Below are 15,115 nucleotides of genomic sequence, written 5' to 3'. Positions count from 1 at the left end.
GCTTTATTCCGTCGATTACTTGCCCAAACAAAATTGCGAAAAAATTTGATCGATGAGCGACTCATGGGCGGTATCGCCGACAAGCTCCCCGAGAGACTCCCAGGCGCGGCTAATATCGATCTGGATCATATCGATCGGAATGCGCCGGTCGACCGCCTCGAGCGCCTCTTCCAGCGCCTTCATCGCGCTTTTCAACAGATGAATATGCCGCACGTTGCTCACATACGTCAAATCGTTCATTTCCAGCCGTCCGCCGAAAAACAAATCCGCGATCGCCTTCCCTAACCGGTCCAGCCCTTCCTCTTCCTTGACCGACATCGAGACGATCCGCTCCGGCGGAAAACGGGCTTCCACGTAACCGATATCGGCGGCGAGAGGCAGATCGCTCTTGTTCAGCACGACGATGCTTTGCTTATCCCGCACCTGCTCGATCAGCTGCTTCTCGTCCTCGTGCAGCGGCTCGCCGCGGTTGATCACGAGAATGATCAGATCGGCTTCGGTTAAAGCGTTCCGGGAGCGCTCCACGCCGATCCGCTCGACGATATCCTCCGTTTCGCGCAGTCCGGCCGTATCGAGCAGCTTGAGCGGTATGCCGTTCAAGTTCACGTATTCCTCGATTACGTCCCTCGTCGTCCCCGGGATATCGGTGACGATCGCTTTGTTTTCCTGCGCGAGCGCGTTGAGCAGCGAAGATTTGCCGACGTTCGGCCGGCCTACGATGGCGGTGACGATGCCTTCGCGCAAAATTTTCCCCTGCTCCGCCGTGCGCAACAGCCGTTCCAGATCGGCCAGCGCTTCTTTGCATTTGTCCTCGATATACGCGTTCGTCAGCTCTTCGACGTCATGTTCGGGGTAATCGATATTGACCTCGATATGCGCCATCAATTCGACGAGCCGGTGGCGCAGCTGCTTCACCTGCTTCGACAGCGTCCCTTCCACCTGCCGCAGCGCGATTTTGTACGCCCGGTCGGACTTCGCCCGGATCAAATCGATGACCGCTTCCGCCTGGGCGAGGTCGATGCGTCCGTTCAAAAACGCCCGTTTCGTAAATTCGCCCGGTTCGGCAAGCCGCACGTTTTGCTCCAGCACGAGGTCGAGCACTTTTTTGACCGCGATCAGGCCTCCGTGACAGCTGACTTCGACGACATCTTCGGTCGTAAACGATCTCGGGCTCCGCATGACCGTCACGAGCGCTTCTTCGACCCGCTCGCCGGTATCCGGCGCTACGATATGCCCGTAATGCACCGTATGGGACGGAACGTCCCGCAGCTTTCCTTTAAATGAAAAGATGCGGTCGACCGCCTCGATCGAGTCCGCGCCGCTCACGCGTATAACGGAGATCCCCCCTTCGCCGGCGGGAGTCGAAATAGCTGCAATCGTATCCGACATGCTTCACGTACACCACCTTCTGGATTGACGATTCGTTGATCGTTCCGTAGTCTTCAAGTAAAACAAAAACAATGACTCCCGCCCTAGCGGAGCCATTGCCATAAAGTTGCCGCAGTCGCGCGGATGGCCGGCGCCGGTTCCCGGCATCCGTTTCGCCCGGTATGAGGCGCCCCTTCCGCGCATCCCATCCAACCCTTATCGGAGCGCGATTACGACTCTGCGATTCGGTTCTTCCCCTTTGCTGAATGTTTTCACCTCGGGATGATTTTGCAGCTTGGAATGGATCACTTTCCGTTCTTGCGGCGACATCGGCTCCAGCACCACTTCCTTGCCGGTTCGGACGACCCGCATGGCGAGCCGGTTCGAAAGCTCCTCCAGCGTCTGCCGGCGGCGCTTGCGGAAATTTTCCGCATCGAGCACGATTCTAACGTGCGAATCGGCGTACCGGTTCGCCACGATATTGACGAGATATTGCAAAGAGTCCAGCGTCTGGCCCCTTCTTCCAATCAGTATTCCCAATTCTTTGCCGTTCAAATTAAACTGTACGCCGTCATCGGTTTGCTCACGATCGATGTTGACTTGGATGTCCATCGTACGAAACACATCTTCCAAAAACTTGACCGCCTCTTCCAGCGCGTCCGGAATGAGCTCCAGCTCCACCTTCGCTTCCTTGGCGCCGATCAAGCCGAATAACCCTTTGGAGGGCTGTTCCAATACTTTGACTTTGACCCGCTGCTCCGGAACGCCCCATTGCGCAAGCCCGGATTTTACCGCATCCTCGATCGTTTTGCCCGTGACAACGATTGTTTTCATTTGGACACGTCACCCTTTTGATTAGATCTACCGTACAGCAAATAAGATTGCACGACAGTAAACAGGTTGCTGTATACCCAATAGAGCGGCAGCGCCGAAGCGAAATTCATCGACATGACGAAGATGAGCACCGGGAATATGAGCATCAAATTTTGCATTTGCGGCGTCGTCTGGGACGCCATCACCTTTTGCTGCAGGAACGTCGTAATGGCGGCCAGCGTCGGAAGCACGTAATACGGGTCCGGCGTACCGAGCTGCATCCATAAAAACGTATGCTGGCTGATCTCCCCGTTGCGCACGATCGCGTTATAGAGCGCGATCAAGATCGGCATCTGCACGAGCAGCGGCAAGCAGCCGGCCAGCGGATTGACGCCGTGTTTTTGAAACAGCTTCATCGTTTCTTCCTGCTGCTTCTTCGGATCGTCCTTGTACTTGTCCTTGATCTTCTTCATATCCGGCTGGATCGCCTGCATCGCCTTGGAGCTGCGGTACTGCTTCAGCGTCAGAGGAAGCACCAGGAAGCGGATGATGATCGTTACGACCAAAATGGACAATCCGTATTGTCCCCATAACAGTTCGGCGAACCAGTTCAGCAACCAAGAAAGCGGATGCACGAAATACCGGTCCCATATCCCGTTGTTCGGATCGATCGGATTCGTTTGCGCCGACATGCTGCTGCAGCCGGAAAGCAAGGCGATGGCAGCAACAAACAGCAGAGCGAGATGTATTCGACGTCGGGCCAAAATAAGCTTCCTCCTAAATCTTTATCTATATAGCGCTGATTGCGCGCGAAAAGTCGACCGCACCCGGAACATCAGGAAAAGGCACCGTCATAGACGGGAAACGGCCCTCCTATCCAACATCAACTATACCACAAGTTGGACAGCAAATGAAACTTTGGAAAAAACGAATTTTCGCTTGTCGAAAGCAGGTCCCGGCGGGCGATCGGCAGAGCGGCCGCCGCTAGGTCGAGCTTCGCAGCAGCTGGGCCCGTTTCAGCGCGTGCATCAAGCTTTTTTCCAACTGCTTGTACTCCATGTCGACAACCGGCTTGCGGGCGATCACGATGAAGTCGTAATGCGAGCGGATCCGTTCCTCGTTCAAGCGGACGATCTCTTTCATCATCCGTCTGATCCGGTTTCGCACGACCGCGCTTCCCAGCTTTTTGCTCACCGATACCCCCATCCGGAACCGTTCGATCCGCGGATTCGGCAAACAATAAATGACGACCTGCAAATTGGCCGTCGACTTGCCGTGGCGGTACACTTTATTGAAATCTTCCCTGCGGGTCAGCCGCAGCTCCTTCTGCATCCTCTTCACCGTCGATTCGACAAAACTTAAGCGCCCCCGCAGCGCGGCGCGGGGACTTCGAAGCCGTAGCCCGTCATTCGGCCGGAACACCGGACGTATGCCATTATTTCGTAAAAAGAAAAGACCACCCGGAAGTGGCCTTTCATTACGCGCTGATAACTTTTCTTCCTTTTTGGCGGCGTGCTTTCAACACCTTACGGCCGTTTTTCGTGCTCATTCTTTTACGAAAGCCGTGCACTTTTTTGCGCTTGCTGACATTCGGTTTAAATGTCGGACCCATCGATTGCACCTCCCTACGGTATTTCCGTTACCTTTTCCGAAAACGCCTCTATCCATTAAATCACTTCTCGGTCCAAAAGTCAATCTGGGGCCGTTCGGCAAAATCAGGGCGCATTCGCCGCAACGTTATCCACTGTGCGCAAAATAACCGCGCGTTTCGATCTTTTATCCACTTGTGCATAACTTTTCGGGGCGGAAAATCGCATTTTGTCGGTTTTTGCACAACGTATAAACAATATGTAGTGCTGTTGACAACTGTTGCGCACAAGGTCTAGATATTGTGGATAATGTTTGAAAACACGCGCCAATTCTGCTATCATGGTATTGTTTTCGGTTGTGAATAGCGCACCGAAACTCTCCGATTATCAACAGGCTGTGGATAAGTTTGTGAACAATTTTCCCCTGCGTTCATTTCAAAATTCCCAAACCTATGACATTTGTGGATATATACCGACATAATCTTTGAAATGATTCACATAGCATGGCCCTTTGTACGACCGGCAATGAATCGAAGGAGTGAACAAACTGTGGACGGTCATACCCACGAGTTATGGCAGCAAGTGTTGTCCGTGATTCAAACGAAATTAAGCAAACCGAGCTTCGACACTTGGCTGAAATCGACGACGGCATCCGTCTTTACCGAAACGCAGCTGACGGTTTGCGCGCCGTCGAGCTTCGCGCGCGATTGGCTCGAAAGCCGCTACAAAAAAATGATCGCCGCCACCGTCCTCGAATATTTGGGCCGCGACGTCGAAGTCAGCTTCGTCATACAAGATACGGAAGAGCCCGCCGCGAAGCCGAACCCGCCGGGAGCGACTCCGATCGTGAAGCAATCGCCGCCGCAGGAAGACGGCAGCATCTATAATATATTGAACCCGAAATATACGTTCGATACGTTCGTCGTCGGATCCGGCAACCGGTTTGCCCATGCGGCGTCGCTGGCCGTCGCGGAAGCGCCGGCGAAAGCGTACAACCCGCTGTTTTTGTACGGCGGCGTCGGACTCGGAAAAACCCATCTGATGCACGCAATCGGCCATTACGTGCTGGAGCACAATCCGGGGGCGCGCGTGCTGTACATTTCGTCCGAGAAATTTACGAACGAGTTCATCAACGCCGTCCGCGACAACCGGGGCGAAGATTTTCGCAACAAATACCGCAAAATCGACGTGCTGCTGATCGACGACATCCAGTTTTTGGCCGGCAAGGAAGGCACGCAGGAAGAATTTTTCCATACGTTCAACGCGCTGCACGAGGAGCATAAAGCGATCATTATCTCGAGCGACCGGCAGCCGAAAGAAATCCCGACGCTCGAAGACCGGCTCCGCTCCCGGTTCGAGTGGGGACTTATAACCGACATCGCGCCTCCCGATCTGGAAACGCGAATCGCCATTCTCAGGAAAAAGGCGAAGGCGGAAAATTTGGATATCCCGAACGAGGCGATGATCTATATCGCGAACCAGATCGATACGAACATTCGCGAGCTGGAAGGCGCCCTCATCCGCGTCGTCGCCTATTCGTCGCTCATCAACCAGGACATCACGACGCATCTGGCCGCGGAAGCGCTCAAGGACATCATTCCGTCCAGCCGGCCGAAAATCATTACGATTCAGGACATTCAGCAGAAGGTCGGCGAGTTTTACAGTCTGAAGCTGGAAGATTTCAAGGCGCGCAAACGAACGAAAGCCGTCGCTTTTCCGAGACAGGTCGCCATGTACTTGTCCCGCGAGCTGACCGACTATTCGCTGCCGAAAATCGGCGAAGCGTTCGGAGGACGGGACCATACGACCGTCATCCACGCCCACGAAAAAATCGCCTCCGCTCTGCAGCACGATCAGGACTTGTACAAAATCATTCAAACGATAACCGAAAAAATCAAAAATCCGACCTCTTAATAATCGGAAGCCTATGCACAAACTATTCACATGTGGATAGGCTTTATTGTTCAAGCGGTTTGCCCACATATCCACATATTCAGGGCGCCTACTACTACCTGCACTATAAAAGATATATACTTAATAGTGACGCGCAAGCCGTTCGCTTTCCGCATCCTCGTCTACATCGTTATCTTATGCGAGCTTCGGAATCATTTAGAACCGGGAGTTGAAATAATGAGAATCCATATTTTGAAAGACAACTTGAACGAATCGATCCAGCACGTGTCGAAAGCGATCTCCAGCCGGACGACGATCCCGATCTTGACCGGCATCAAAATAGATGTGGACGAAAACGGCGTCACGCTGACGGCGTCCGATACGGAAATTTCGATACAAAGCTTTATTCCGCGCGAGCTCGACGGAACGGAAATCGTGCAAGTGGCTGCTACCGGCAGCGTCGTGCTGCCGGCGAAATTTTTTACGGAGATGATCCGCAAGCTGCCGTCGCCCGAAGTGACGATCGAGGTGAAACAAAATTTTATTACATGGATTCGCTCCGGAGCGGCGGAAATTCAGCTCGTCGGCCTCGATCCCGAAGAGTACCCTCTCCTCCCGCAGCTGGAGGAGCACAACGTCGTGAACGTATCGAGCGATTTGCTGAAAAGCATGATCCGGCAAACGACGTTCGCCGTCTCCACCAGCGAAACGTCGCCGATCCTGACCGGCGTCTTGTGGAATTTCGCCCAAAACCGGCTGAAGCTGATCGCCTGCGACCGGCTGCGGATGGCGTCGCGGGAAGCGCAAATTTCATCCGAAGGCGGAGTCGACTTTCAAAATATCGTCATTGCCGGCAAAAGCTTGAACGAGCTGAACAAGCTGCTTCCCGACGATAACATGACCGTCGAAATCGTTGTCGCGAACAACCAGGTGCTGTTCAAAATGGAAAATATTTTATTTTACACGCGCATTTTGGACGGCGCCTACCCGGACACGTCGAAGCTCATTCCGCAATCGTTCCAAACCGAGCTGACGATCGACACGCGCAAGCTGGCCGACGCAATCGACCGCGCTTACTTGCTGTCGCGCGAAGAGAAGACGAATATCGTGAAAATGACGCTGAAGGAAGACCAGTCGGTCGAAATATCGTCCAGCTCCAGCGAGCTCGGCAAAGTGACGGAGCAGATCGAAACGCACAAGCTGACCGGCGACCTGCTCAGCATCTCGTTCAACTCCAAATATATGCTCGACGCGCTCAAGGTCATCGACAGCGATTTTATCCAAATTTGTTTCCGCGGCGCGATGCAGCCGATCATCATGAAGCCGGAGGACCACTCCAACATGCTGCATCTGATCATGCCTTACCGGACGACGGGCTGACGGGGTGCAAGAGATGAAGACGATCACCATTTCGACGGAATTCATTACGCTCGGTCAATTTTTGAAGCTGGCGGACTGCATATCGACGGGCGGGGAAGCGAAAGTTTTCGTCAAGGAGACCGCGATTTCCGTAAACGACGAGCCGGAAAACCGCAGAGGACGCAAGCTGTACGCCGGCGACCGCGTTGCGGTGGAAGGCTGCGGAACGTTCGCGGTCGAGCGGCGTAGCTAGGAGGCTTCTGCTTGTATCTGAAAAAACTGGCGCTCCGCGACTATCGCAACTACGAATCGGTAGAGCTGGCGACGGAAGGCGCCGTCAATATTTTCATCGGCCCGAACGCCCAAGGGAAAACGAATTTGCTCGAAGCGATATTCGTGCTCGCCTTGACCAAGTCGCACCGGACGCATCACGATAAGGAGCTGATCCGCTTCGGCGCCGAACGGACGACGCTGCACGGGGAGTTCGATAAAAAATACGGCCCGTGCACCCTCGACCTGACGTTTTCGAATCAAGGCAAAAAAGCGATTATCAACGGGCTGGAGCAAAAAAAGCTGAGCAATTTTATCGGAGCGCTCAACGTCGTCATGTTCGCGCCGGAAGATTTGAGCATCGTCAAAGGCTCTCCCGGCGTCCGCCGCCGGTTTCTCGACATGGAGATCGGGCAGGTGCTGCCCTCGTATATATATGACTTGTCGCAATATCAGAAAGTGCTCGCGCAGCGCAACAACCTGCTCAAGCAGTCGTTCGGCGCATCGCCGGCGAACGGGACGCTGCTCGAGGTGTGGAACGAACAACTTGTCCGCCTGAGTATTAAAATTATGAAAAAACGTCAAAACTTTATTCATAAGTTGCAAATATGGGCGGAATCTATCCATCGCGGCATTACGAACGGCTCGGAAACGCTCGCCATCGAGTACAAGCCTTCGTTCGCCTATGACGATTCGGTAGAAGAATCTGTTTTATTTGAGCAATTTATGATAAAGTTATCACAGGCTAAGGATCAGGAAATACGACGAAGCACGACGCTGTACGGCCCCCACCGGGACGATCTGGCTTTCTACATCAACGGCAAAGACGTCCAGACGTTCGGTTCGCAAGGGCAGCAGCGAACAACCGCGCTGTCGTTAAAACTCGCCGAAATCGAGTTTATCCAGGAGGAAGTCGGCGAATATCCGCTGCTCTTGCTCGACGACGTTCTGTCCGAATTGGACACATATCGGCAAACCCAACTTCTCGAGACGTTCCAGACGAAAGTTCAGACGTTCATCACCACGACCGGCGTTGAAAGCCTTCAGATGAATCGACTGGAGAACGCCTCCATTTTTCATGTGCGAAACGGCCGATTGGTTTAGTCAACGCTCGCTTAAATCGAAAGAGGAGCTGATTCGTCATGTTTATTCATTTAGGCGGAGAAAAAATCATTCGTACGTCCGAGCTTATCGCCATCTTCGATCTGTCCGTCGAGAAGTCTTCGAAAATATCGAAAAGTTTCGTGCTGCATGCCCAAAAAGAAAAAAACGTGGAAGTGATCGGCGAAGAAGAGTGCAAGTCGATCGTCGTGACGAAAACGAAAGTTTACTACTCTCCCATCTCGTCGACGACGCTCAAAAAACGGACCAGCAGCTTGCTCGTCAGCGATATCGAACCATTTTCAAATCAGAGAAGTAGGTGACCTAGCGAATGACTGTCAACCAACACACATACGACGAAAGCCAGATCCAGGTGCTTGAAGGACTCGAAGCGGTACGCAAACGCCCGGGGATGTATATTGGGTCAACCGGCGTCCGGGGGCTTCACCATTTGGTTTGGGAAGTAGTAGATAACAGCATCGACGAGGCGTTGGCGGGATATTGCACATTAATCCAGGTCATCGTCCATAAAGACAACAGCGTGACCGTCATCGACAACGGCCGGGGCATCCCGGTCGGCGAAAATGCCAAACTGAAAAAATCGACGCTCGAAGTCGTCTTGACCGTTCTGCATGCGGGCGGCAAATTCGGCGGCGAAGGGTACAAAGTGTCCGGCGGTCTGCACGGGGTCGGCGTGTCCGTCGTCAACGCGCTCTCGGAAAAGCTCGTCGTCGAAGTGAAGTGGAAGGACGGGCACGTTTATAAACAGGAATACAGCCGGGGGAAGCCGCAATACGACATTCAGATCGTCGGCGACACGGACGAGACCGGAACGAAAATTACGTTCAAGCCGGACCCGGACATTTTTACGGAAACGACCGAATTCGAGTACGATATGCTGCAATCGCGCATACGCGAGCTTGCGTTTTTGAATAAAGGCATCGAAATTCAGCTTATCGACGAGCGCCACGATTTGTCGAACACGTACAAGGCGGACGGCGGCATCGTCTCGTACGTCGAATATTTGAACCGGACAAAGCAGGCGATTCACGAGCCGCCGATCTACATCGAAGGCGAGAAAGACAAGATCCAGGCGGAAGTGGCGCTGCAGTACAACGACAGCTACACCGAAAACATTTACTCGTTCGCCAACAATATCAACACCCATGAAGGCGGCACGCACGAATCGGGGTTTAAAAGCGCTTTAACCCGCATTTTGAACGATTATGCCCGCAAAACGAACGCGATCAAGGACAGCGACTCCAACCTGACCGGGGACGACGTCCGTGAAGGCTTGACCGCGATCATTTCCGTCAAAATTCCCGACCCGCAGTTCGAAGGCCAGACGAAGACGAAGCTCGGCAACAGCGAAGTGCGCAGTATTGTCGAATCTCTTTTCGCGGATAAGTTCGAGGAATTTTTGAACGAAAATCCGGCGATCGCCAAGCGGATCGTGGAGAAGGGCATTCAAGCGGCGCGCGCCCGGGAAGCGGCCCGCAAGGCGAGGGAATTGACCCGGCGCAAAAGCGCGCTCGAGGTCAGCTCGCTGCCCGGCAAGCTGGCCGACTGCTCGTCCCGCGACGCGTCGATCAGCGAAGTGTACATCGTCGAAGGCGACTCCGCGGGCGGTTCGGCCAAGCAGGGCCGAGATCGGCATTTCCAGGCGATTTTGCCGCTTCGCGGGAAAATTTTGAACGTCGAGAAGTCGCGTCTCGACAAAATTTTGTCCAACGCGGAAATCCGCGCGATCATTACGGCGCTCGGCACGGGAATCGGCGACGATTTCGACTTGTCCAAAGCGCGTTACCATAAAGTCATTATCATGACCGACGCCGACGTGGACGGCGCCCACATCCGGACGCTGCTGCTGACGTTCTTTTACCGGTATATGCGCAAAATTATCGAAGCCGGCTACGTGTATATCGCGCAGCCGCCGCTGTTCAAAATCGAACGGAACAAGACCGTTCGTTATGCCTATAACGAGAAGCAGCGCGATGCGATTTTGCAGGAATTCGGCGAAGGCGTCAAGGCGAACATCCAGCGGTACAAAGGTCTCGGCGAAATGAACCCGGAGCAATTGTGGGAAACGACGATGGATCCGGAAAGCCGGACGATGCTGCAGGTGAGCATCCAGGACGCGATCGAAGCCGACGCCATTTTCGACGCGCTCATGGGCGACAACGTCGAGCCGCGCAGAGAGTTTATCCAAGAACACGCCAAGTTCGTCAAAAACTTGGACGTTTGATCCGATACGCCGGCACAAACGCCGCGCAAGTTGCGGAAACGAAAGGCGAAACCGGCTGCGCCCCGCGCGTAGCGTTCGCCGAACAACCAGCTTCCAGGAGGTCCCATGGCTGAAGAAAATCGTTCGCTCATAAAAGATATCGACATCAGCAACGAAATGCGCACGTCCTTCATGGATTACGCGATGAGCATCATCGTAAGCCGCGCGCTTCCCGACGTCCGCGACGGACTGAAGCCGGTGCACCGCCGCATATTGTACGCGATGTCCGAGCTCGGCATGGCACCGGATAAGCCTTACAAGAAATCGGCGAGAATCGTAGGGGAAGTTATCGGCAAATACCATCCGCACGGCGATTCGGCCGTATACGAAACGATGGTCGGGATGGCGCAAGATTTCTCGACCCGGTACATGCTCGTCGACGGTCACGGCAACTTCGGCTCGATCGACGGCGACTTCGCCGCGGCGATGCGATACACGGAAGCGCGGCTGTCGAAAATTTCGATGGAGCTTTTGCGCGATTTGCAAAAGGAAACGATCGATTTCGTGCCCAATTACGACGGCGAAGAAGTCGAGCCTTCCGTCCTTCCTTCCCGCTATCCGAACTTGCTCGTCAACGGCTCGTACGGAATCGCCGTAGGGATGGCGACAAGCATTCCGCCGCATAACCTCGGCGAGGTGATCGACGGCGTGCAAATGCTGATCGACAACCCGGACGTCACGCCGCTCGAGCTGATGCAGGTCATCAAAGGCCCGGACTTTCCGACGGGCGCCTACATTTTGGGGCGCGAGGGCATCCGCCAGGCGTATACGACGGGCCGCGGCTCCGCCACGATGCGGGCGAAAGTCAACATCGAGGAATCGAACAACAAAGCCCGTATAATCGTGTACGAGCTGCCGTATAAAGTGAACAAGGCGAAGCTCGTCGAAAAAATCGCCGAGCTCGTGCGCGACAAGCATATCGACGGCATTACCGATTTGCGGGACGAGTCCGACCGCACCGGGATGCGCATCGTTATCGAGCTTCGCCGCGACGTCAATCCGAACGTCGTGCTGAACAATTTGTATAAGCATACGCCGATGCAGTCCAACTACGGGATCATCATGCTCGCGCTCGTGAACGGCGAGCCGAAAGTGCTGAACCTGAAGGACATGCTCCATTATTATTTGAAACACCAGCAGGAAGTCATACGCCGTCGGACCGAGTACGATTTGAAAAAAGCGGAAGCCCGGGCGCATATTCTCGAAGGGCTGCGCATCGCTCTCGACAACTTGGACGAGGTCATTACGCTGATCCGGTCGTCCCGGACGACGGAAGAAGCGCGCGACGGTCTCATGAACCGTTTCAACTTGAGCCACGAGCAGGCGCAGGCGATTTTGGACATGCGTCTGCAGCGGCTCACCGGGTTGGAGCGGGAAAAGATCGAGGCGGAGTACGCGGAATTGATGCAAAAAATCGCCGAATACCGCGCCATTTTGGCCGACGAAAAGCTGATTCTCGGCATTATTAGCGAAGAGCTGCGGGAAATTCGCGAGAAATACGCCGACGAACGCCGCAGCGAAATTACGATCGGCGAAGAAAGCATCGAAGACGAGGACTTGATCCCGCGCGAGGACGTCATCATTACGATTACGCATTCCGGCTATATCAAACGGCTGCCGGTTACGACCTACCGCAGTCAGAAGCGGGGCGGCCGCGGCGTCGTCGGGATGGATACGAAAGACAACGACTTCCTCGAACATTTGTTCGTTTCGAATACGCATCATTATTTGATGTTTTTCACGAACAAAGGGAAGGCGTACCGGCTGAAAGCTTACGAAATTCCCGATTTGAGCCGTACGGCCCGGGGAACGCCGATCATCAACCTGATCCAGATCGAACAGGGCGAGACAGTGAACGCGGTCATTCCGATCGAAAATTTCGATTCCGACAAATATTTGTTTTTCGCCACCAAAAACGGAATCGTCAAAAAGACGCCGCTCGACGATTACGCCAACATCCGCAAGGCGGGCTTGATCGCGATCCACCTGCGCGAGGACGACGATTTGATCGGCGTGAAGCTGACCGACGGCAAGCAGGAAATCATTATGGGGACGCGGCAAGGGATGTCGATCCGGTTTTCCGAGGAGGACGTCCGTTCGATGGGACGTTCGGCGACCGGGGTAAAAGGCATTTCGATCGCCGACGACGATGCCGTCATCGATATGGATGTCGTCGATTTGAACGACGACGTACTCATCGTTACGTCCAAAGGGTACGGCAAGCGGACGCCGATGGACGAATACCGCATCCAGTCGCGCGGCGGCAAAGGGATCAAGACGCTGAACATTACGCCGAAGAACGGTCCGGTCGTAGGTCTCAAGGTCGTCAAAAACGAAGAAGACCTTATGATTATTACCGCTTCGGGCACGATTATCCGCACGAGCATGTCGGGAATCAACACGATGGGCCGCAATACGCAGGGCGTCAAGCTGATTCATACGCGCGAGGACGACGAGGTCGCTACCGTTACGCGGGTCGAGAAAAGCGAAGAAGCGCCGGCCGATGCGGAATCCGACGAGGAACAATAAACCGGAACGGGAGATTCGATAAACGAGAACGCAAGGCAGGCGACATAGGATGGCGATCATTTCCGTTTCCCAGTTGAAAATCGGCGATAAAATCGTCGAAGATGTCGTTACGAAAATGGGCAACGTTTTGTTCAAGAAAGGTTTTTACGTTACCCAGAGGGAGTATGACATTTTGCGGGCGTTTCTCATCCCGGCCGTCACGATCGAGCCGGAGGCGTCGGCCAAATCGGAAGAAAGGCAGGAAGAATCGGGCCTCATCCAGTTTTACACCGAATACGACAAAATGCTGCAACTGCTGAAAAAGGTGTTCAAAAACGCGATGGCTTCCCCGACCATTCCGATATTGGATATTCGAACGGGACTCGAGCAGTTGATCGCCAAAATCGAGCATTACAACATTTTGACGTTTACGCCGAGAATGCTGAACTCGGACGAATATATGTATCACAACAGCATCATGGTCGCTCTTACCTCGTATTTGCTGGGGAAATGGCACGGATTCCAGAGCAAGGACTGGATACCGATCGCATTGGGCGGATTGCTGCACGACATCGGCAACGCGAAGGTCGATCCGGCCATATTGGCCAAACCTTCCAAGCTGACGGCCGCCGAAGTGGAAGAGGTGAGACGTCATACGCTGTACGGGTACGCCATTCTTAAAAATACGGCTTCGCTCAACGACGGCTCGAAGCTTTGCGCTTTGCAGCATCACGAGCGGGAGGATGGTTCGGGCTATCCGCTTGCCGTGAAAGGCGACAAAATCCATCCGTATGCGAAAGTGATCGCGGTAGCCGATATTTTTCACGCGATGACGAGCAATCGGACCTACAAGAAGGCGCAGTCGCCGTATCTCGTGCTCGAGCAGGTTCAGAAGGAATCGTTCGGCAAGCTGGAGCCGACGATCGTCTCGACGTTTATCCATAAGGTGACGCAATTTCATCACGGTACGATCGTAAGGCTGAGCGACAATCGGATCGGCGAAATTATTTTTACGGACCGGGCGAATCCGACGCGTCCGATGGTGAACATTAACGGAACCATCGTCAATTTGGCGGTCGACCGCAAATTATTTATACAGGAAGTCGTATGACCGGCGGGCGCTGCGAAGGCGCCCGCTTTTGTTTCAAATCCGACAAGTCGGTTTAATCATAGAGTAAGAAAAAAGATGTTGACTTTCTCGTATGGGCGTGGTAGTCTATCTCTTGCCGCTTCAAACGGCAATGCATCGGTCGGCAAGCTTCGAAAAATAATTTTCAAAAAAGCTTGCAAAGAAATAGGCGGATGTGTTATATTAAAGAGGTCGCCGCAAAACGGCGAAAGTTGACGAAGGTCATCGAATTTGCTCCTTGAAAACTGAACAACGAGCGTGCAAGTGCGGTCTCTCGCGAGACCATAACAAGCTAGTCAAGTAATGAGCAAATCGGCTCATCTAATAAGCAACACCTTATTGGAGAGTTTGATCCTGGCTCAGGACGAACGCTGGCGGCGTGCCTAATACATGCAAGTCGAGCGGACCTTTCGGGGTCAGCGGCGGACGGGTGAGTAACACGTAGGCAACCTGCCCGTAAGACCGGGATAACTAACGGAAACGTTAGCTAATACCGGATACGTATGGAGAACGCATGTTCTTCATTGGAAAGGCGGAGCAATCTGCCGCTTACGGATGGGCCTGCGGCGCATTAGCTAGTAGGTAGGGTAACGGCCTACCTAGGCGACGATGCGTAGCCGACCTGAGAGGGTGATCGGCCACACTGGGACTGAGACACGGCCCAGACTCCTACGGGAGGCAGCAGTAGGGAATCTTCCGCAATGGGCGAAAGCCTGACGGAGCAACGCCGCGTGAGTGATGAAGGTTTTCGGATCGTAAAGCTCTGTTGCCAGAGAAGAACGCCAAGGAGAGTAACTGCTC

General features: G+C 53.9%; 13 protein-coding genes and 1 rRNA gene. 9 read left to right on the top strand and 5 right to left on the bottom strand.

Going from position 1 to position 15,115, the window contains the following annotated elements; all coding sequences use genetic code 11:
* Positions 1 to 15 precede the first annotated feature (15 nt).
* The 5 genes from mnmE to rpmH all read right to left on the bottom strand — a co-directional run bounded on the left by mnmE (position 16) and on the right by rpmH (position 3,793).
* A complete protein-coding gene (gene mnmE / locus PV407_RS19285; protein ID WP_332091603.1) occupies positions 16 to 1,389 on the bottom strand; it encodes a tRNA uridine-5-carboxymethylaminomethyl(34) synthesis GTPase MnmE in 1,374 nt (457 codons plus the stop codon).
* 195 nt (positions 1,390 to 1,584) lie between these two features.
* Positions 1,585 to 2,202 carry an RNA-binding cell elongation regulator Jag/EloR gene (gene jag, locus PV407_RS19280; RefSeq protein WP_332091602.1) on the bottom strand — a complete coding sequence of 206 codons (618 nt, stop codon included), beginning with the start codon at positions 2,200 to 2,202 and terminating at the stop codon, positions 1,585 to 1,587.
* A complete protein-coding gene (gene yidC / locus PV407_RS19275; protein WP_442951682.1) occupies positions 2,199 to 2,945 on the bottom strand; it encodes a membrane protein insertase YidC in 747 nt (248 codons plus the stop codon). Before yidC ends, jag begins: the two co-directional genes overlap by 4 nt.
* A gap of 220 nt (positions 2,946 to 3,165) precedes the next feature.
* A complete protein-coding gene (gene rnpA / locus PV407_RS19270; protein WP_332091601.1) occupies positions 3,166 to 3,513 on the bottom strand; it encodes a ribonuclease P protein component in 348 nt (115 codons plus the stop codon).
* Between the two features lie 145 nt (positions 3,514 to 3,658).
* Positions 3,659 to 3,793 carry a 50S ribosomal protein L34 gene (gene rpmH, locus PV407_RS19265; RefSeq protein ID WP_110841751.1) on the bottom strand — a complete coding sequence of 45 codons (135 nt, stop codon included), beginning with the start codon at positions 3,791 to 3,793 and terminating at the stop codon, positions 3,659 to 3,661.
* A 526-nt stretch (positions 3,794 to 4,319) separates the two neighbouring features.
* Between rpmH and dnaA the strand changes: the two genes are divergently transcribed.
* The 9 genes from dnaA to PV407_RS19220 all read left to right on the top strand — a co-directional run.
* On the top strand, positions 4,320 to 5,684 hold the full coding sequence (gene dnaA, locus PV407_RS19260; RefSeq protein WP_332091600.1) for a chromosomal replication initiator protein DnaA: 1,365 nt from the start codon (positions 4,320 to 4,322) through the stop codon (positions 5,682 to 5,684).
* 216 nt (positions 5,685 to 5,900) lie between these two features.
* Positions 5,901 to 7,043 carry a DNA polymerase III subunit beta gene (dnaN, locus tag PV407_RS19255; protein WP_332091599.1) on the top strand — a complete coding sequence of 381 codons (1,143 nt, stop codon included), beginning with the start codon at positions 5,901 to 5,903 and terminating at the stop codon, positions 7,041 to 7,043.
* Positions 7,044 to 7,056: 13 nt separating this feature from the next.
* Entirely contained in the window at positions 7,057 to 7,275 is a 219-nt protein-coding gene (gene yaaA, locus PV407_RS19250; RefSeq protein WP_332091598.1) for a S4 domain-containing protein YaaA, read from the top strand.
* Between the two features lie 11 nt (positions 7,276 to 7,286).
* Positions 7,287 to 8,396: a DNA replication/repair protein RecF gene (gene recF / locus PV407_RS19245; RefSeq protein ID WP_332091597.1), complete on the top strand. Its 1,110-nt coding sequence runs from the start codon at positions 7,287 to 7,289 to the stop codon at positions 8,394 to 8,396.
* A 38-nt stretch (positions 8,397 to 8,434) separates the two neighbouring features.
* Complete coding sequence (remB, locus tag PV407_RS19240; protein WP_332091596.1) at positions 8,435 to 8,716, top strand: extracellular matrix regulator RemB; 282 nt, start codon at positions 8,435 to 8,437, stop codon at positions 8,714 to 8,716.
* An 8-nt stretch (positions 8,717 to 8,724) separates the two neighbouring features.
* Positions 8,725 to 10,638, top strand: coding sequence for a DNA topoisomerase (ATP-hydrolyzing) subunit B (gene gyrB / locus PV407_RS19235; protein ID WP_332091595.1), 1,914 nt, complete (start codon positions 8,725 to 8,727; stop codon positions 10,636 to 10,638).
* A gap of 105 nt (positions 10,639 to 10,743) precedes the next feature.
* On the top strand, positions 10,744 to 13,206 hold the full coding sequence (gene gyrA, locus PV407_RS19230; RefSeq protein WP_332091594.1) for a DNA gyrase subunit A: 2,463 nt from the start codon (positions 10,744 to 10,746) through the stop codon (positions 13,204 to 13,206).
* 49 nt (positions 13,207 to 13,255) lie between these two features.
* The gene (locus PV407_RS19225; RefSeq protein WP_332091593.1) at positions 13,256 to 14,296 is read left to right on the top strand and encodes an HD-GYP domain-containing protein; all 1,041 of its coding nucleotides are present in this window, start codon (positions 13,256 to 13,258) and stop codon (positions 14,294 to 14,296) included.
* A 354-nt stretch (positions 14,297 to 14,650) separates the two neighbouring features.
* Positions 14,651 to 15,115: ribosomal RNA gene (locus PV407_RS19220) — 16S ribosomal RNA — on the top strand; the annotation flags it as partial.

This window comes from Paenibacillus sp. GYB003 (genome assembly GCF_036577625.1).
Classification (GTDB): Bacteria; Bacillota; Bacilli; order Paenibacillales; family NBRC-103111; genus Paenibacillus_AB.
Note: the sequence above shows the minus strand (reverse complement) of the source record. Positions and strands in the feature narration are given on the sequence as shown.

Coding starts and splice junctions, on each gene's coding strand:
- mnmE (WP_332091603.1), bottom strand. CDS start 1,389: ATGTCGGATACGATTGCAGCTATTTCGACTCCCGCCGGCGAAGGGGGG.
- jag (WP_332091602.1), bottom strand. CDS start 2,202: ATGAAAACAATCGTTGTCACGGGCAAAACGATCGAGGATGCGGTAAAA.
- rnpA (WP_332091601.1), bottom strand. CDS start 3,513: ATGCAGAAGGAGCTGCGGCTGACCCGCAGGGAAGATTTCAATAAAGTG.
- rpmH (WP_110841751.1), bottom strand. CDS start 3,793: ATGGGTCCGACATTTAAACCGAATGTCAGCAAGCGCAAAAAAGTGCAC.
- dnaN (WP_332091599.1), top strand. CDS start 5,901: ATGAGAATCCATATTTTGAAAGACAACTTGAACGAATCGATCCAGCAC.
- yaaA (WP_332091598.1), top strand. CDS start 7,057: ATGAAGACGATCACCATTTCGACGGAATTCATTACGCTCGGTCAATTT.
- remB (WP_332091596.1), top strand. CDS start 8,435: ATGTTTATTCATTTAGGCGGAGAAAAAATCATTCGTACGTCCGAGCTT.
- gyrB (WP_332091595.1), top strand. CDS start 8,725: ATGACTGTCAACCAACACACATACGACGAAAGCCAGATCCAGGTGCTT.
- gyrA (WP_332091594.1), top strand. CDS start 10,744: ATGGCTGAAGAAAATCGTTCGCTCATAAAAGATATCGACATCAGCAAC.
- PV407_RS19225 (WP_332091593.1), top strand. CDS start 13,256: ATGGCGATCATTTCCGTTTCCCAGTTGAAAATCGGCGATAAAATCGTC.